Source organism: Shewanella sp. SP2S2-6, assembly GCF_031931965.1.
Taxonomy (GTDB): domain Bacteria; phylum Pseudomonadota; class Gammaproteobacteria; order Enterobacterales; family Shewanellaceae; genus Shewanella; species Shewanella baltica.
On record NZ_JAUOEQ010000009.1, the window covers coordinates 46,922 to 64,799 of the forward strand.

Annotated in this window: 14 protein-coding genes; 5 read left to right on the plus strand and 9 right to left on the minus strand. The window is 48.2% G+C overall.

Annotation, left to right across the window (positions count from 1 at the left end):
- Nucleotides 1-156 precede the first annotated feature (156 nt).
- Both fumC and Q4Q57_RS08905 read right to left on the minus strand, forming a co-directional pair.
- Nucleotides 157-1,560 (minus strand): class II fumarate hydratase, encoded by a 1,404-nt coding sequence (gene fumC, locus Q4Q57_RS08900; protein ID WP_311890612.1) that lies wholly within the window; start codon nucleotides 1,558-1,560, stop codon nucleotides 157-159.
- A gap of 209 nt (nucleotides 1,561-1,769) precedes the next feature.
- Nucleotides 1,770-1,994: a ribosome alternative rescue factor ArfA gene (locus tag Q4Q57_RS08905; protein ID WP_131523432.1), complete on the minus strand. Its 225-nt coding sequence runs from the start codon at nucleotides 1,992-1,994 to the stop codon at nucleotides 1,770-1,772.
- 274 nt (nucleotides 1,995-2,268) lie between these two features.
- On the opposite strand from Q4Q57_RS08905, the gene Q4Q57_RS08910 reads away from it, so the two are divergent.
- Together Q4Q57_RS08910 and Q4Q57_RS08915 are read left to right on the plus strand one after the other, a co-directional pair.
- The gene (locus Q4Q57_RS08910) at nucleotides 2,269-3,117 is read left to right on the plus strand and encodes a transporter substrate-binding domain-containing protein (RefSeq protein ID WP_311890613.1); all 849 of its coding nucleotides are present in this window, start codon (nucleotides 2,269-2,271) and stop codon (nucleotides 3,115-3,117) included.
- A gap of 268 nt (nucleotides 3,118-3,385) precedes the next feature.
- Nucleotides 3,386-5,512, plus strand: a complete 2,127-nt coding sequence (locus Q4Q57_RS08915) for a TonB-dependent receptor domain-containing protein (protein ID WP_311890614.1) — start codon at nucleotides 3,386-3,388, stop codon at nucleotides 5,510-5,512.
- 223 nt (nucleotides 5,513-5,735) lie between these two features.
- Here the strand turns inward: Q4Q57_RS08915 and pmbA are convergent, their stop codons facing one another.
- On the minus strand, nucleotides 5,736-7,079 hold the full coding sequence (pmbA, locus tag Q4Q57_RS08920) for a metalloprotease PmbA (protein WP_311890615.1): 1,344 nt from the start codon (nucleotides 7,077-7,079) through the stop codon (nucleotides 5,736-5,738).
- 206 nt (nucleotides 7,080-7,285) lie between these two features.
- Between pmbA and yjgA the strand changes: the two genes are divergently transcribed.
- Together yjgA and Q4Q57_RS08930 are read left to right on the plus strand one after the other, a co-directional pair.
- Nucleotides 7,286-7,822 (plus strand): ribosome biogenesis factor YjgA, encoded by a 537-nt coding sequence (gene yjgA, locus Q4Q57_RS08925; RefSeq protein ID WP_311890616.1) that lies wholly within the window; start codon nucleotides 7,286-7,288, stop codon nucleotides 7,820-7,822.
- Between the two features lie 29 nt (nucleotides 7,823-7,851).
- The gene (locus Q4Q57_RS08930) at nucleotides 7,852-10,362 is read left to right on the plus strand and encodes a hypothetical protein (protein WP_311890617.1); all 2,511 of its coding nucleotides are present in this window, start codon (nucleotides 7,852-7,854) and stop codon (nucleotides 10,360-10,362) included.
- Between the two features lie 137 nt (nucleotides 10,363-10,499).
- On the opposite strand, the gene Q4Q57_RS08935 is transcribed toward Q4Q57_RS08930, so the two are convergent.
- A complete protein-coding gene (locus Q4Q57_RS08935; RefSeq protein WP_311890618.1) occupies nucleotides 10,500-11,831 on the minus strand; it encodes an APC family permease in 1,332 nt (443 codons plus the stop codon).
- Nucleotides 11,832-11,833: 2 nt separating this feature from the next.
- Entirely contained in the window at nucleotides 11,834-11,983 is a 150-nt protein-coding gene (locus Q4Q57_RS08940; protein ID WP_259560319.1) for a hypothetical protein, read from the minus strand.
- A gap of 385 nt (nucleotides 11,984-12,368) precedes the next feature.
- On the opposite strand from Q4Q57_RS08940, the gene Q4Q57_RS08945 reads away from it, so the two are divergent.
- Nucleotides 12,369-12,770, plus strand: a complete 402-nt coding sequence (locus Q4Q57_RS08945) for a hypothetical protein (RefSeq protein WP_220776333.1) — start codon at nucleotides 12,369-12,371, stop codon at nucleotides 12,768-12,770.
- Nucleotides 12,771-12,855: 85 nt separating this feature from the next.
- Here the strand turns inward: Q4Q57_RS08945 and Q4Q57_RS08950 are convergent, their stop codons facing one another.
- The 4 genes from Q4Q57_RS08950 to Q4Q57_RS08965 form a co-directional block, all read right to left on the minus strand.
- A complete protein-coding gene (locus Q4Q57_RS08950; RefSeq protein WP_311890619.1) occupies nucleotides 12,856-14,007 on the minus strand; it encodes an ABC transporter permease in 1,152 nt (383 codons plus the stop codon).
- Nucleotide 14,008: 1 nt separating this feature from the next.
- A complete protein-coding gene (locus Q4Q57_RS08955) occupies nucleotides 14,009-15,226 on the minus strand; it encodes an ABC transporter permease (RefSeq protein ID WP_311890647.1) in 1,218 nt (405 codons plus the stop codon).
- An 80-nt stretch (nucleotides 15,227-15,306) separates the two neighbouring features.
- A complete protein-coding gene (locus Q4Q57_RS08960; RefSeq protein ID WP_311890620.1) occupies nucleotides 15,307-16,281 on the minus strand; it encodes an efflux RND transporter periplasmic adaptor subunit in 975 nt (324 codons plus the stop codon).
- A complete protein-coding gene (locus tag Q4Q57_RS08965) occupies nucleotides 16,271-17,665 on the minus strand; it encodes a TolC family protein (protein WP_259574097.1) in 1,395 nt (464 codons plus the stop codon). The genes Q4Q57_RS08960 and Q4Q57_RS08965 overlap by 11 nt, the downstream gene beginning before the upstream one ends.
- Nucleotides 17,666-17,878: the final 213 nt, after the last annotated feature.

The following is a 17,878-nucleotide window of genomic DNA, read 5'->3' on the forward strand; positions in this document are numbered from 1 at the left end:
TTGTTTTTATCATTTCGTAAGCATTAACACTGCGAATGCTTCAGCATCCTTACTCCACTGTTTCTTCACACTGTCTTGGCCCACGATATTGATTCATTGCCAGCCTCAATTTCGCTGATTTATCAGCAGCTAGGATGAGACGTTATGAATTAAGCATTAAGCATCGGGTCCCAACATCTTATTGGCATCGACCCAAAGCTCGAATTCTTCTGCCGTGACAAACTCAAGTTCTAATGCCGCTTGGCGCAGTGTCTTATGCTCGCTATGGGCTTTTTTGGCTATCTTAGCGGCCTTTTCATAACCGATATGTTGATTAAGCGCCGTCACTAACATGAGTGAGTTCTCCACATGCAGCGCGATTTGTGGCTCGTTCGCCACTATGCCGACCACGCAATGATCATTAAACGATTGGCAAGCATCCCCCAATAAGCGCCCCGATTGCAGCACATTGGCAATAATCATCGGCTTAAACACATTGAGCTCAAACTGACCATTGCTGCCGCCAATCCCAACGGCAACATCATTACCCATGATTTGCGCGCACACCATAGTCATAGCCTCGACCTGAGTCGGGTTCACTTTTCCCGGCATGATCGACGAACCGGGTTCATTTTCAGGCAGTAATAACTCACCAATGCCACAGCGCGGGCCAGAACCTAACATCCTAATATCATTTGCGATCTTCATTAAACTAACCGCCGCCACTTTATAGGCCGCCGACAGGGAGACTAATTCATCGTGGGCAGCAAGGGCAGCAAACTTATTCGGCGCCGTCACAAAGGGCAAGCCCGTGAGTTTTGCGATATTGTCCGCCACCTTAACGGCGTAATCCTTGTGTGTATTCAGCCCAGTGCCCACGGCGGTCGCACCTAAAGCTAACTCGGCTACACGCTTGAGACTGTGCTCAATGCCTTCGATGGCATGACTTAACTGCGCGGCGTAACCCGAAAACTCTTGGCCTAAGGTTAACGGTGTTGCATCCATAAAATGCGTGCGACCGATTTTAACGATTTGCGCAAACTCCTCGACCTTCTTCTGTAAACTCTGCTGCAATAACCTCATGCAGGGCAAAACGAGCTCAACGGCTTGGCGATAGGCGGCAATGTGCATGGCGGTGGGAAAGGTATCGTTGGAGGATTGCGAGCAGTTAACATCATCATTGGGGTGCAAGCATTTAACCGCATCGATAAGTTGCCCACCCGAGAGCACATGGCCGCGATAGGCAATCACCTCATTGACGTTCATATTGGTTTGCGTGCCCGAGCCCGTTTGCCAAATCACTAAAGGAAATTGCGCATCGAGTTCGCCTGCAATCAGCTCATCGCACACTTGGGCAATCAGTTGAGCTTTATCTTGGAGCAAGACGCCAAGTTGTTGATTGGTAATAGCGGCGGCTTTCTTTAAATAGCCAAAAGCGTGGATCACTTCGACAGGCATAGATGCCTCAGCACCAATACGAAAGTGCTGCCGCGAACGCTCGGTTTGTGCGCCCCAATAACAATCGGCGGGGACTTTCACCTCACCCATAGTGTCGTGTTCAACTCGATATTGCTGTGCCATGTGCATCTCCTTCGCTAAAACGCTCTAAGCGTTCACCATACTCGCTCAGGGCGAAAGTACAATTAACCTCCAACAAGGAGTATCAATAATAAGGCTGATTTAAGCGTAAAGATTGGCGTAAAGGCAGGTGGAGGAGCATGAATTGGTAGGATTAACGAGGCACTAACACAGCAGACTAAAACAGCGAACTAAAGCAGTGAAAAAGCAGATTAACAAAAGCGCAGACCTAGAAAGTCAAAAGGGGCATCGCCCTTGTGCTGATGCCCCTTTCGGTTTTGTGCCTTACGGTCGTATGACCCTTTGCCCTTTTTCGCTTTCTCGGTACGGGTCCTAAACAAGGGACTCGTCACTAACGCTTTGAGTGCGTTGTCGGTAATGGTGCCTCGACCACTTTCGTGTTCTAAGGGCATATTTTGCGGTTTTTGCTTAGTCATTTTATGCCTCACTGCTTAATGAAAGTTAAGCCCATAGCCTAACAGCGCAAACTATAACGCAATCAAATCAGATGTACAGAGTTTGTGCACTCCAACATAAAAAATGGCGTTGACTAGTAGGAAAGTATGATAGATTATTCAAACAAAAATAATATATTAGCTTAATAATCAATAAGATTTAGTTAATAGGTTTTCAGGTTTAGTTTACGGATTTTGCCATAACCTTTATTGGCACTCAGGTTACGCTTTGTAATCGACAGATAAGGAGATCAATTTGAAATCCACCTTAATCGCTCAACCTTGGCTCGGCGCACTGCTCTTGCTGATGACACTCCAAACCCCGCTCGCCAATGCCTTTTCCAGTTCCGACGCCTGCGTGATTACTATGGGGTATCGCACCAGCGAACGCTTACCTTTTATCGGAGATGAGCCCAATAACACGGGATTTTATCACGACCTTTACCAAGCGGCGGCGGACAAGATTGGCTGCAAACTCAATGTGGTGCGTGCACCTAAATTACGCATACTGCGGGATCTCAAGCTCGGCAATATCGACTTTTATCCCGGGCTTAACTTCACCGAAGATCGGGCTAAATACGCGCACTTTATCCCTAATGGACTTTCGGAACGCGCCATAGGCATTAGCCGTGCGGGCGCCGCCGATATTCGCTCGATTGAGCAGTTGGTCAACAACAAGATGACCCTCTTAATCGCCCCCGGCAGTTACGACTTTGGCGGCCTGCCGGACAAAATACAAGTACGTAAACCGCCTGAACTCAATGTGTCTAAAGCCTTGGATTATTTGCTTTCAAACCAAGGGGATTTTTTCATCTACGATCAAACCACGCTGCATTATTACCTTAACGATCGCGACCCCACTCAGTTCAAACTCCACTATAACTGCTGCCAATCAGCGCAGGAAATGTACCTCGGCTTCTCGAAAAAAAGCCGTCACTACCGCGGTAGGCACAACCCAAACTATCGCGCCGATACCCCCATCAGCCCAGACAATAATCCCACAGTGTTAGCGCCTGATTCTAAAGCTTTCCAGTTTGCCAAAGCACTCGCTGCCATGGATTCCCAAGGCGAAACTCAGCGGCTGTATAGCAAGTATTTTGGTTAGCTCGCATCTTAAAAACTCATCCCACCTTTGACGGCCGATAACGCAGGTTCCATTGATACGCTTATCGATGATTGATGAGCACAATGTTTAAAGAGTCAAAGAAAATCATGGTCTAAGTGATTAACGTGCGAGGAATTTACCTTCTGCTCAAGCTCAATTCTGTTTTTAACCCGCTTTGTTGCCCTCTGCGACAATATGCCGCACCTGTCACTCTTAGATGCTCTTTATAATGCAGCGCAATTAATCCAAGTGAATGGAAGACAATAAGATGGCTGCAAATTCTGCGTATTTATCTCACCCGTTTAAAACTTCAGTAATCTCTTCATCCCTCGCAATCGCCATGGGCTTATCGCTAGCGCCGCAGGCAATGGCCGATGACAGCGAATTAGCCAATATAGAACGCTTAGAAGTCCACGGCCAACAGACCGAAAACCGCAACACGCTAGGTTCGGCTGAAAACCTGCTGAAAGGACAAGGAGTAGATTTCTCCGAAGCGGGTGGCGTATCGGCCCTGCCTATCCTCAATGGCATGATGGGCGATCGCATTAAAGTGTTAGTTGATGGTGCGGACATTACCGCTTCCTGCGCCAATCAAATGAATCCACCGCTGTCCTATATTTCCGCCAATCAAGTCACTACTGCCGAAGTGATTGCGGGCGTATCGCCAGTCAGTGCCGGTGGCGACAATATTGCGGGTGTGATCAAAGTCAGCAGCCTTAATCCTAAATTTGGCGAAAGCGATAGCATCAAGTGGAATAGCGGCGATATCTCAACGGGATACCGCAGCGTGAGTGATACCTTGCTACTGGGCACCCATGCCACAGTTGCCAGCAAAAATATCAGCCTAAGCTATCAAGGCGCCTATGAAGATGCCAACAGCTATAAAGATGGCAATGGCGATAAAGTCATCGATACCCTGTACCGCGCCCAAAACCATGCATTGACCGCCGCATGGCGCGATGAGACTCAACAAGTTGCCATCAAATTGACCCATCAGAATATTCCATTTCAAGGTTTTCCTAATCAATACATGGATATGACGGATAACAAGAGTTACGGTGCCCTCGCCCGTTATCAACTCAAACTCAACGATGACGGTGAGTTCAGCGCCCAATTCAATTGGCACGGCGTGAAACACGAGATGGGCTTTTTCACCCCAGAAAAAGCCGGCAAGATGCCGATGAACACTGAAGGTGATGACTACAGCTATCAACTGCACTGGCGCTTGCCAATGGGCGATGACAGCACCTTACTGGTCGGCCAAGAATTCTATAGCTACCAGCTCGACGATGTGTGGCCTGCGGTGCCTGGCACTATGATGGCGCCGAATGATTACATCAACATCAACGATGGCGAACGTCGCCGCGCCGCCGTTTATGGCGAATGGCAGCAAGATTTAAGCCCTAGCTGGTGGTTATCGGCGGGTGTTCGCTTTGAGTATGTCACCACCAATACCGGTGAAGTCCAAGCTTATAGTGACATGCCAATGATGGGCATGCCGAATATGGATGCCGCTGCGGCGCAGGCCTTTAACGAGATGGACAGAAAACGTGATGATAATCTGATCGACGCCACCTTACTGGCTCGCTATCAGTTATCGGCCAATCAACAACTTGAGTTTGGCCTTGCCCGCAAGAATCGAGCCCCCAATCTGTACGAGCGTTACAGCTGGGGCCGCGGCACTATGGCAACCACTATGATAGGTTGGTATGGCGATGGTAATGGTTATGTAGGTAATCCAGATCTTAAGCCAGAAACTGCCCATACCCTGAGCGCGGCCTACAAATATAACGGTGATAGCTGGCAAGTCTCGACCACAGCTTGGTACACAGCTGTGACTGACTATATCGATGCCGAAGTGATTGGCAGTTTTAATCGCACTAGTTCAGCTGATGGCAAACGCAATATTCTTCAATTCACTAACTTAGATGCCAATCTCTATGGTGCACGCTTTAATGCGCTCTATCAGTTTGCTGAAACCAGCACAGGTAAATGGCAAGTGTTAGGCAAAGTGAATGTGACCCGTGGTGAGCGAGATGAAGGCAATGAGCCTTTATATCAAATCAAGCCGCTGCAAACTGAGCTGGCACTGCAACATCAGCTCGGTAACTGGGAAAACAGCCTTTCATGGCAATGGGTTGCGACCAAAGATCGCGTGGATGAACGCCGCCTTGAAAATGAGACCGATAGCTACTCCTTGCTTAATTTGAACAGCAGCATGAAATGGCAGGATCTGACCGTCACCTTCGCCGTGAATAACCTGTTCGACAGTTACTATGAGCTGCCGCTGGGCGGCGTGAGTGTGGCGGAATTTAAGGCCGATAACACCAATGGCTTTAACCAGATTGCCGGTGCAGGCCGCTCGTTCGAACTCAGCGCAAGCTATGCGTTTTAACGACTGATTTTTAACGGCATGGATTTGTGACGATTCCGCTGATTAAGGCGAACAGCCCTAATAAGCGCGTTAAACAAAAAGGACAAGCAGATTAAGTGATTAATCGCTTGCCCTTTTTTATGCTCGAACCATATTCATGCTACTAGCGCTAAAGCACAGGCACTAAAACGCTGAGACGACTTAAGCATACTATGCGCAACGGCTGAACGATTGAAGCTATGGATTAGTTACCCGCAATCTTCATTTCAGATAACAAGATACCGCCGGTACGAATCGATGAGCGCAGATCAAAATCCTTACTCACGGCTTGCACGCCACGGAACATCTCTTTCAAGTTACCCGCGATAGTGATTTCTTCCACTGGATATTGGATCTCACCGTTTTCAACGTAAAAACCTGCCGCACCACGGGAATAATCGCCCGTAACCATATTCACGCCTTGGCCCATAACTTCGGTCACAATCAAACCTGTGCCCATGTCTTTTACCAATTCATCGAAGGTTTGGCCTGTGTGGCCGAGCGTCCAGTTATAAATACCGCCCGCATGGCCCGTGTTAGTTAAACCTAACTTGCGCGCCGAGTAGCTGGTCAGCAAATAGGTTTCTAACATGCCGCGGTCAATAATGCGTCTGTCTTGAGTCGCCACACCTTCACTGTCGTAGTTCGCGCTCGCCAGTGCGCCCAGTAAATGCGGCTGCTCTTCGATATTGAACCAATCGGGGAAGATTTGGGTGTTGATCGAATCCAATAAGAAACTGGATTTACGGTATAAACTGCCACCACTGATCGCACCGATAAAGTGGCCGATTAACCCTGTGGCGATATCTGGCGCTAATAAAATAGGTAAACGCGTCGTCGCGATCTTGCGCGCACCGAGGCGGCTTACCGTCTTCTCGGCGGTCTTTAAACCGACCGTTTCAGGTGACAGCATCTCGCTGAATTTACGGGCGATAGTGTAATCATAATCCCGTTGCATATTGCCTTCGCTATCTTCACCGATCACGCTGCAGCTTAAGCTATAACGCGAGCTGCAATAACCGTTTAAGAAACCGTGGCTGTTGCCATACACTTTAACCGCAGTGTGGGCATTGGCACTGGCGCCGTCGGAATTATTAATGCGCGGATCGGCATCGAGCGCCGCAGTTTCAGCGCGGATCGCCAGTTGGGCTAACTCATCGGGAGAAATATCTTCAGGATAATACAGTTGAAGATCGCGGATCTGAGTTGCCATCAAGGCTTTATCGGCAAGACCACTGAATGGATCGGGAGAAGTATAACGGGCGATATCGTCGGCCGCTTTCACCGCTAAGGCTATGGCCTCTGGACTTAAATCCGACGTCGATGAACTGCCCTTGCAACCATCGCGGTAAACCGTAATCCCTAAGGCACCATCTTTATTAAATTCAACGGTTTCAACTTCTTTTAAACGGGTAGAAACCGACAAACCTTGTTGTTTACTGATCGCCACTTCGGCAGCGTTCGTTCCTAATTTGTTGGCATATTCCAGCGCCACGGCCACCGCATCTTTCAGCGCGCCCAATTCACTATCGATTCTGTTCAAAGACACAAAGCTACTCTTTCGTTGTCGGCAATGACGCTAGCATAACAAACACAAATCCCATTCACATTAATTATTAGCGTGACATTGAGTCGCAGCTCAATACTAGGCTAAGGTGCAAAAGGGCTCTGGTCTTTGTTTCAACACATTCACCTAGGCGATTTTTGGCTGGAGATGTTATTATTAGCCAGTTATTTACTTGAGGTTTTATCGATATGAAGATTGTTGGTGATTCAGAACATTTTAAACAGCCCTACGACATAGATGAAGATTATGTCAGCAGTAAAACAACGGACAAGCGTGACAGTGAAGCCGTGCAAAAAGTCGGTATGGAGCTTGTTTCACTGAGCAAGACTCAGCTAGATAAAATCGAGCTGGATGAGTTTTTGTACGACGCTATCCTGCAAACACGCAAAATCAAGGTTAATACTGAGGCGTATCGTCGCCACATGCAGTATATCGGCAAATTGATGCGTAATTTTGATATCGAGCCTATTAAGGCTTCACTCGCTATCGTGTTGAATAAAAACAACAACGAAACGGCGAAGTTGCAGATGTTCGAAAAAATGCGTGAACGCTTACTCACCCAAGGTGATGCTGAAATTCAAACCTTAGTTGAGCATTATCCGCAATTAGACAGACAGAAACTGCGTACTTTGGTGCGTCAATCGACCAAAGAACTGGCAAAAGGTCCAGAATCAAAATCATCTAAAGAGCTGTTTAAATATCTACGCAGCGAAATCCAAGACTAATTAACTTCAGCCCCACAAGGATGTTGCTTATGCGACTTAGCAAAACGTTATGTAGCCTAGCTTTGCTTTTTATTGGACTATTTGGACTCGGGGCCTGTAACGGCCCTGCGGACGAAGATAACGGTGGCACAGATGCCACTGACGGTATCTATAAACTGTCTATCGACTTTAAGACCTTATCGGGTTCTGAATGCGGCAGTGTTACTTCACTCCAAAGTTTCCCTAAAGACACAGGTTTTTGCGCAGTCGCGAAGTTAAAGAAAGGCTCAGCTACAGTGAGCAAGCAGAAAGTCGACTTTACGACAGACCTTGGTGTATTAACACCTAATAGCAAACTAACAGACAATAACGGTGAAGCCATTATTATCGTTAGTAATCCTGATTTACTTGTCAATGCAGGGACAATTACTGCAACGACAACTCCAAAAGATTCCACAACGGCGCTAACAGCTACCCGCAAGTTTGAGTTTTTAAGTGTTAGCGATGGTACCTCTCCTGCCGTTCCTAAACTCAGCGCCAGTATTTTAAATAGCTCAGCCTTAGTGACTCGCTTCAAAGTCGATGAGTCGGTGCAACTGCAAGCCATATTGCTCGATAGCGAAAGCAACGGCATCGAAGGCGCGAAAGTGACGTTCGCCGCAGGTTCTGCAGCGCTGAATCCTGCAAGTGCGCTGACCAACACCCAAGGTATTGCGCAGGTGCCCTATACGCCAAGTGCAACTGAATTAGGGGCAAACTCCCTCACGGTCACAGTGGACTACCAAGGTCAATTGCTGCAAACCAGCAGTCTGTATGAAGTCTTGAGTAAAGATGCGGTAAATCAAGAAGGTACGCTGAAACTCGGCTCATTCAATGGTGCTGTCTTTACCGAAGGTAAACTGGCGAGCACCTTAACGGCCGATGCCAATGGCGCATATAAGATCAGCGCAGGTGGCAGCTTTGGGGTGACCGCAAGTTTAGTCTTAGAGGCCAATGACGGTACTATTACCCGAGTGCAAACCCCCTCTTCCATCAGCTTTAGCTCAGATTGCACCAACAGCAATAGTGCGACACTCGATACCCCAGTGACGACCTTATCGGGTAATGCGAGCTCAACCTTCCAAGACACAAGTTGCAGTGGCAATAGCGAGCATAGCGACCAAATCATCGCCACCACAGTGGCGGGCAATCAGACCTTAACGGCCAGTCAGCCCTTTACCCTGCAACGCCAAACGCTGGCCAGCTTAAGTTTTGAATCAGCAGAGCCAGCACAAATTCGCATCAAAGGTGCGGGCGGCACAGGTGCAAGCGAATCCTCTTTAGTTAGCTTCAAAGTCACCAGCGCCAACGGTCAACCCGCAGCACAACAAGAAGTCAGCTTTACCTTAGACACTGTGGTTGGTGGTTTAAGTTTTGCTAATGGCACTGCGAATGCGCAAAGCCTGACTAACTCCCAAGGTATCGCCAGTGTGCGCGTATTATCCGGCACTGTCCCCACACCTGTGCGTGTGGTCGCTACCGCCGTTGATACTGATACTAAAGAAGTCATCACTAGCCAATCTGAACAATTAACTGTAAATACTGGTCTACCGCAACAGTTTGGGTTTAGCCTATCAACGACAGTATTCAATCCAGAAGCAGGTGACTTTAATGGTGAAACTGCCACTATCACTATTCGAGCCTCAGATAGTTTCGGTAATCCAGCGCCCGATGATACCGCGGTCAACTTCACCACAGAAGGTGGTGGCATAACCTCTCCATGTTTAACTAAAAATGGCACTTGTAGCGTCGTTTGGACATCACAATCAGCACGCGTACCCGATCACCGCATCACGATTCTCGCTTATGCCTTAGGTCACGAAACCTTCTTCGATACCAATGGCAATAACATCTTCGATGATGCCGATATCAGTAAAGACATCAATGGCATGCCTGTGACCGACTTGGCTTGTTTAACGAATTCAGGCGTCCCGAAAAAATGCACAGGTAATGGCATGGACATCGAAGCCTATTTGCCTAGTGGTTTCAGTGATCTAGGTGATGCGTTTAGGGATGACAATGAAGATGGCATTCGGAATTCAGCCGAACCATTTTGGAATACCCAAGCAAAAGAATATAGTTTTGCCGATGGTAAATTTAACGGTCCACAATGCGAAAGCGCACTCTGCGGCAAAGGCCAAGCCAATAAAACCTATATCCGCAAAGCCTTAGTAATGAGCATGTCAGGCTCACAGGCTTATCTCAGTGTGATGCAAGACGGTGTGTTATTGCCGAGTGTGAATGACATCAAACCTGTCGCCGTTGGTGCGAGTTCTGAGTTTGTAGTATTTGTCCACGACAGCGCGAATCAAATCATGCCTGCTCAGACAAGTATCGAGCTTTGCGTCGATTGTGCTGGAGCGCCTAAAACCTTCGAAGTGCCCAATACTGTTTATGCTAAAGGCAGTCTAGGTTCGCCGCTGAAATTTACGGCATCGGCCAATGCTAGTGTATCGCTGAAAGTCACAACCCCTAAAAATGTGGTCACTGACAACTTAGGTTTCACAGTGCCATCGCTTTAAAACTCGATTAAGCAAACTGAAAAGACCCGCGAATGCGGGTCTTTTCAATTGGACGTTTGATTAGAAGGCTATGCTGCCTCAATCAAACCCTTGTCAGTTATTAACAATAGCTGCAACGCTATGATCCTATGCAGCAACTAATTTTGTAACTCTACTGCTCGGCGTAAACGTATGCTACGCAGGGCCAAATATAAAGCTCCCGCGGCAGCCCAAATTAATCCCAATTCTAATGACTGTGGCTCTAAGTTCGCCCAAAGCACGCCAATAGTGCCAGCGCCACACAGGGGCAAGACTAAGTATTGCAGGTGATCTTTAAAGGATTGATTACGTCGCTCCCTCACATAAAACTGCACTATGACGGCTAAGTTCACGAAGGTGAACGCCACTAAAGCGCCAAAATTCACTAAGGCTAAAGCCATTTCCAAATCAAATGATACCGCAGACAGCGCCAGCGCTCCCACCAATAAGACATTAAATGCAGGGGTACGCCACTTAGGGTGGATATAAGCAAACCCTTTACGTGGCAGCATGTTATCTCGCCCCATCACATACAAAATCCGTGCAACGCCAGCGTGTGCAGCCATGCCGGATGCCAACACCGCCACTGTAGTCGCCACTAATACGATGGACTGAAATAGGTTTCCTCCAACGTAGAGTGCGATTTCGGGCAATACCGCATCAAGCTGCTGGAAGCGGGAAATATCGGGGAAATAAAGCTGAAGGAAATAAGACACGCCGACAAAAATCACCCCACCAATCAAGGCAGTCAACACGATAGCGCGAGGAATAACACGCTGCGCATCCTTCGTTTCTTCGGTCAGCGAGCTCAAACCGTCGAAGCCGAGGAAGGAAAAACACAAAATAGTGGCGCCAGTAAATAACGGCACAATCGCCATATTATCGGTATAAAAAGGTCGTACGCTCGCAATCGCACCTTCGCCTTCACCAAGGGAAATGCTATAGGCCATTAATGCTATAAACACGAGAATAATGGCGATCTGCACAAACACTATCACCCCATTAAAGTTAGCCACCAAATCAATCCCTTTAAGATTGAGCAGGGTCATTATGGTCACGAGTGCGAAAATGAAGATCCAAGGTTCGACAGTGGGGAACATGGCGGTTAAATAGATTTTTGCCAACAACATGTTGATCATTGGCATAAACATATAATCAAGCAGTGACGACCAGCCCACCATAAAGCCGACATTCGGACTAAAGGTTTTCTGGGCGTAGGTGTAGGCTGATCCCGCGTAGGGATATTTACGCACTAAGTGGCCATAACTGAACGCGGTAAACAAAATTCCCGCCAGCGCGAATAGATAAGACGTAGCCACATGGCCAGAGGTAATCTCGGAAACAATACCAAAGGTGTCAAAAACAGCCATAGGCGTGAGATAGGCGAGCCCCATCACTACCACTTGCCATAAATTGAGGGTCTGCTTCAAACCCGGTTTGTGTTGACTCATGATCACGCCCCCATTGCACAGGGTTGAACAGCTAACCATGCATCTGCAATTGGTTTTGGCATGTGACTCACCATCAGCACTTTAGGCTTAATGGCTAACTCAACAACTTGATTTACGGCAATGACCGAAAATTCGGCGCACAACAGCCCCATTGATTTGTCCTCATTAAAATAGGTTCAGCCGAACCTCATATCATTTCCGGATGTTTACCGGCCTCAATTGTTTTAAAACGCATACTCTCTAAATAAATTAACCGAGATACTGAGTACCTCGGCCATTTTTTCGGCGCGCATTCTCCCCCAAAACCAATAAGAAGACAACCCAACAAGGGCACTTTGCTGGCTATCTGCGCGATGAGAGTTAACTTAACGGAATAAGCAGGGATAAGCTCAAGACAGGATAATTTTTCATTTGTATTAAATTTGTTATTGGAAATGAAGCAGATATAGATATAATCGTTCGGCAAAACTAAACAGGGGCCGTTTAATTTGCGAAGCGACTGCTTCATTTGTTTTATCGCATCAAAAGGAAGATGACATGCGTAAAATTACTTTAATCTCTCTGGCCATTGGCAGCTGTTTTCTCGCCGCCTGCGCCGCAAAACCACCTATTATCGCTCAAGAAAAAACCGTTGAAATCGATGGTATTAACCTAGTTTTTGGTGGCAGTTTTGATACAGAACGCAAAAACATTTCACTCTCAGTAAATGGCGACTCTGTTATGAAAGGCACTTTCCCTCCTTATACTCCGACCCAAAATTTGAGCGGCAAATACAAGGATTTCAAGATTTCTAGCCAATGCTATTTCGGCTCAGTGCTCAGCAGCCAAGGTGGCGCATTTGGCGCGATTGCTGGCGTCATTCAAGCGACTAAGTCGAGCTCAGGCGATAAGTGCGATATGCTCGTGGATGGTAAAATTGTTGAAAGTCTCTACTTCTAAAGATTAATTCCAGAAGTACCTAAACTGCCCCTGTAAAGTACAAGACCTGTAAACACTCGCGAGATGCTCTGTCCCGCGAGTCCCATCAAAGCTGATTAGCTTCAGCCAACAATCTCGCTCTGCGCTTAATACCTAAGAAAGCTAAGCCGAAGAAAACCGCAAATAAGCCCCAGAGTTGTAGCCACTTGGGCATCACACTCGCCCAACTTGCGCCCATTTGATTGAGTTCTAACATGCCCATAATTGCGGGAACGGCAGGGATAAACTGCGAACCTAAAACCAGTGGTTCAGGAATGAGCGCTATCGGCCAGACAAAACCTGACACGAATAGAATTGGCATTGAAATCAACAGTAGCACTTGGGTCGGTAAATCGCGGCGGGTAAACAAGGTGCTCATGGCGACCCCAGCAGCGGCGGTAGCCAATAAAAAAGGTAACAACCATAACGCGACAACACCCAGACTTGCCTGAATGCTGACGTGATACCAGTGATAACAATAGCCGACGTAAAAACTAGTAAAGAAAAGATAAATCAACATGAAGGCGAGTATTCGCCCACATAAAAGTTGTATGGGCGAGACCTGCTGCCAATAGCCTTTCTGGCGCCATTGCCCTGCCCCTAAAATACCTGTGCCTATGAGCAAGGTTTGATGCAAGATCAGCAAAAATAGTCCAGGTACTACATAGGGCGTATAACCTAGGCTTGGGTTAAAGGCGGGCACGCTATTGAGGTGAATTGAGTTGACACTCTGCTCAGCCTGTTTAGGATTTGTGCCTTGGGCCAACATGCCAATCAATTGCACTTGCTTGCCCGCGTCCATACCCGCGCTCACTAAGCCTTCGACAACCGCGGAGTAAATCAGGAAATAACTGGCATCGCCGCCATAACTTAACGTCACTCCCTTACCCAGCATTAAGTCACGGCGGAAACCTTCTGGGATCACCAGTAAGCCGTGGGCCTTGCGCGTCTCAATAAAACGCTTCGCCTCGGTAATCGAACCCACTTGGCCTATGACTTGGATTTTTGCACTAGCGTCAGCATGGCGGATCAACTGGCGGCTTAGGGAGGAATGATCTAAATCTACCACGATCAGTTGTTGCTCGGTCGGCACTTGGTTCAGATAAGGTAAAGGATATAAAATCGAATAAAACAGCACACCACCAAACAAGGTCACTGCGATCGCTTTATCGCTAATAATGGCCTTAAGTTCAGTTAATATCAGTCGCCACATATTCATCCTATTGCTCCTTCGCAGGTAAGGCTGCGTCCGAGTCATATGCAGTCACGATAGTATTGGCGGTGATCGTGATGGGCAGTAATTTACGCGATAACAAATAGATCAAAGGCAGCAAACAGATAAAGCCCCAATAACTGCTGAGCTGGCTCGCCACATTAGGCCAAGCGGCGCCGTAACTGACGACGCTCACATGGGACTCAATATAGTGGCTCGACGGCATTATCTGTCGCCACCACTGCGCCAATTGCGGCATATCATGGGTGGGGAAAGTGATCCCCATAAAGGCAAAAGCGGGCGCAAATAAGGCTGTGCAAAAACTGATGACCCGCGCACTGTCACGCATTACCACAAAGATTAATAACACCACACTCCAGACCGCCAGCAACATCACTAATTGCGCTAACAGCAATAGGGCTAAACTGCCGGCCATCGGCAGCGCGAGATACAAGTACAGCCAAGCTAAAATAAAGCCGCCCTGCAGCATCAATATCGGCGTAAACAACACTAATTTGGCCAGCACCTTAGGCCAAAAATGCTCGGTTAAGGTATTTGCTATGCCATTGACCTGAGTCGTGGGCGCTAAATGCAGCTCTCGATTTAAGCTGTTGGCCATGACCAACATAGATAATAATTGCCACAGCGCAACGAGCACTGGCGGCACTAAGAAGCCTATATAGTTGTTATTTCGGTTAAACAAAGCCGTTGTTTGGCTTTTGATTGGGCTTAAATTGACTGCCACTTGGGATTTAGGTGTACCGTTGGCGAGCTGTTTTAAACCCGCGACTTGCAACAAACCATCACCCAGACTCAGCTGAATTTGGCTTGAGAGTAACTTGCCCACCAGCAAAAATTGGCTGTTGTAGCGCACATCTATGGTGGGCTTGTGGCCAGTGAGCAAATCTTTTTTCATATCATAGGGAAAGACCACGATAGCGTAGACTTTCGCCTGCTGCATCGCCGACACAGCCGCGGCTAAATCGGTGAAGTTTTGTGGCTCAGTCACAGGATTTGCCTTTAGCTGACGGGTCAGCATGCGGCTTAACTGACTGTGGTCTTGATCGACAATCGCCACCGGTAATTGCCTTGGCAACCCCGCACTGAATAGCCACCACAGGCATAACATCCCGATCAGCGGAATATAACTGATCAACGCCAGCTGCCAAGGGTCGCGCCACAGCGCATTGAGCTCACGGCGAACTAACGCGATGAGCAAGGCCATAAAGCTTCTGCTCGATGGCTGTGATTCATCCTTAGTTTTGTCGACCGTATTGGCGTTGGGCGTGCGTTCAGTCACGGCTTTTACTCACTGCGCAGCAACACAGACATACCGACACGCAGATCGGCAATCGGCTGGCTTGGACGCAATTCCACTTCGAAGGTGCGCATATCAAAATCATGACCACTTTCGGTCGAACGCCAAGTAGCAAAATCGCCCATCACGCTGATATGGGACACAGTAAATTCCACATCTTGCCCGAGTGCTGGAATATTCAGCTGAACTTTTTGGCCTTGCTTGAAGCGCTTAAGTAGGTCTTCGCGCACTTGGAACACAGCCCATGAATCCTGCATATCAATCAGGCTCACAATCGGAAAACCGCTAGGCGCTAATTCACCCGCCTGCAATAACACGTCGCTGATTTCACCCGACTTAGGCGCGCGCATTTGGCTATCTTGCATAATGGCGTTAACTTCTTTTACCGCACCTTCGGCCATACGGGCGTTACCTGCGGCAGCGGCTTTGGTTTCGACCCGCGCGCCTTCCTGTGCCATTTGATACATGGCTAACGCCGCTTGCTCTGTGTATTTCGCCGCTTGCCATTGGGTAAAGGCTTCATCGCGTTTTTGTCTCGCGGCCACACCTTCGTTGAAGAGATTTTCGACGCGAGTATAAGTGGTTTTAGCCAGCGTTGCAGCTGCCTGTGCCTTGAGCCATTGCTCTTTGGCCGCCATCACTTCTTGGCTACGGGCACCGTTGTTAGCTTCAAGCTGCATCGCTTTAGCGGCATCGCGGCCACCTTCGGCTTGCATCAACTTAGCATCCAACTCAGGGCTGTTGATGGCGAACAGCAAATCACCTTCGGCCACACTGTCACCACGGCGCACCAGCACTTGCTCAACACGGCCTGGCACCTTAGAGGAGACATTGTATTCGCGGGCTTCAATCTGGCCCTGTAACAGGCTCGGCTGCGGACTGTAAGCCAGCTTGAGGCCATAGGCCAAGATAAGGCCTAATGCGACCAACGCCACAAGGGCAAGTATTCTGTTAGCGCGCATTGTTTGTCTCCTGCACTTGGGTAAGGGCTATGGTACGACCGATAAATTCATCTAATTGACCACTGATGGCCATTAATCTGGCATAGGCTTGCACATAACGATAACGGGCGGCCAGTTGTTGAGTTTTGACTGCGCTGAGTTTCAGCTCGGCATCGACTCTGTCGATAGAAGTTGAAAGCCCTTGATTAAAGGCGATTTCACGTAGGCGCAGGTTTTCGGTGGCGAGTTCGAGTGAGGTATCGAGCGCCGTCACTTCTTCTTCGGCCTGTAATAATTGGCGATAGCTTTGGTCCAGTAACAGACTCAAGTCTTGCCGAGTTTGCGCCTTGGTGTAACGGGCTTGCAAGAGTGCACTCTTGGCAGCTTCGACCTTACCACTGCGACCGTCGCGGCTGAGCAGAGGGATATTTACACCGACACCTACCATCCAGTTAGGCGTAATACTCGACAATAAAGTGTCTTCTTCATACAAGGTATAGTTACCAAAGAGAAAGACCGTTGGATGGTATTTGCCTTTTTCCAATGAGATTAAACCGTTTGCTTGAGCTTCTTTTGCTTCGAGTAATTTGAGTGCAGGATGTTGGCTCAGCGTCACTTGGGTGAGCTGACCCAAAGACGGCGCATGCGGCAAGACAAATAAAGGTGACTCAGTGCCGACATCGCTTTGCTGCAACATACGCGACAGGGCGATAACCGCCATTTCATGTTGACGGCGAGCGCTGCCTAAATTGACTTTGGCATTGTCTAAGGCGACCTGCGCATTGAGGCGCTCAACCTTAGCTATTTGCCCTTCTCGCTCTAACGCTAGCGCATGATCAACATGCTTAGTTAAAGAGCCAACGAGATCGGTTTGGGTGTTCACCAATGCCAGCGTGACATCAACAGCGTAATATCTGTCCACCAGCAAGGTAAATAAATCACGGGTGGCAAGCTGTAATTCTTGTTGCTTCTCAGCCACCATAGCCGCGTGTATGCCTTGGGCTGCGGTGATCTGCCCGCCCGTATAAATCGGCCACATAGCCTGCAAACTAGCATTAAAAATATCTTGCTCGCTTAAGGGCAACGGGGGAATACCCGCAATGATGCCCCCCAGCGAAGGCGGGATAGATATAACTGAATTTAACTCTTTTAAATCAAACTCTATCGGTTTATCTAGATGAGTATAGCTACCGTGAATTTCTAAAGAAGGCAGATTTAAGCTCTCGCCCGCCTCTTCTTCACCTTTAGCGCGATTAACTTCCTGGGATTGCGCTTGCAACTTGTCGCTCACCTTCAGCACTTGTTGCCAAGCGTCGGTGAAGCTCGTGGGCTGGGCATGGCCAGCCAAAGGCAATAAACAAGGCAAGGGCAGTAAACACAGCCAAGCCACACGTGATAGTTTCATTAACACCTCTAGAGTAGTTACTCTAATTTCCTTTGCGAATGATAACATCCATCATGGTAAGCGGCTAGAAGGACGATCACAGAGGATCGAACCTAGTACTCTTCGACCGAGCGACTAAGGCGATTTATCTCAGTTTTGCTCCTTGGCGCTCAACATGCTCATGCGCTTAAGCATGAACATGAGCATACATTTCAATATGAGCATGAAGCCGAA

Coding starts and splice junctions, on each gene's coding strand:
- fumC (WP_311890612.1), bottom strand. CDS start 1,560: ATGGCACAGCAATATCGAGTTGAACACGACACTATGGGTGAGGTGAAA.
- Q4Q57_RS08905 (WP_131523432.1), bottom strand. CDS start 1,994: ATGACTAAGCAAAAACCGCAAAATATGCCCTTAGAACACGAAAGTGGT.
- Q4Q57_RS08915 (WP_311890614.1), top strand. CDS start 3,386: ATGGCTGCAAATTCTGCGTATTTATCTCACCCGTTTAAAACTTCAGTA.
- yjgA (WP_311890616.1), top strand. CDS start 7,286: ATGAAGATTGTTGGTGATTCAGAACATTTTAAACAGCCCTACGACATA.
- Q4Q57_RS08930 (WP_311890617.1), top strand. CDS start 7,852: ATGCGACTTAGCAAAACGTTATGTAGCCTAGCTTTGCTTTTTATTGGA.
- Q4Q57_RS08935 (WP_311890618.1), bottom strand. CDS start 11,831: ATGAGTCAACACAAACCGGGTTTGAAGCAGACCCTCAATTTATGGCAA.
- Q4Q57_RS08940 (WP_259560319.1), bottom strand. CDS start 11,983: ATGGGGCTGTTGTGCGCCGAATTTTCGGTCATTGCCGTAAATCAAGTT.
- Q4Q57_RS08945 (WP_220776333.1), top strand. CDS start 12,369: ATGCGTAAAATTACTTTAATCTCTCTGGCCATTGGCAGCTGTTTTCTC.
- Q4Q57_RS08950 (WP_311890619.1), bottom strand. CDS start 14,007: ATGAATATGTGGCGACTGATATTAACTGAACTTAAGGCCATTATTAGC.
- Q4Q57_RS08955 (WP_311890647.1), bottom strand. CDS start 15,226: ATGGCCTTGCTCATCGCGTTAGTTCGCCGTGAGCTCAATGCGCTGTGG.
- Q4Q57_RS08960 (WP_311890620.1), bottom strand. CDS start 16,281: ATGCGCGCTAACAGAATACTTGCCCTTGTGGCGTTGGTCGCATTAGGC.
- Q4Q57_RS08965 (WP_259574097.1), bottom strand. CDS start 17,665: ATGAAACTATCACGTGTGGCTTGGCTGTGTTTACTGCCCTTGCCTTGT.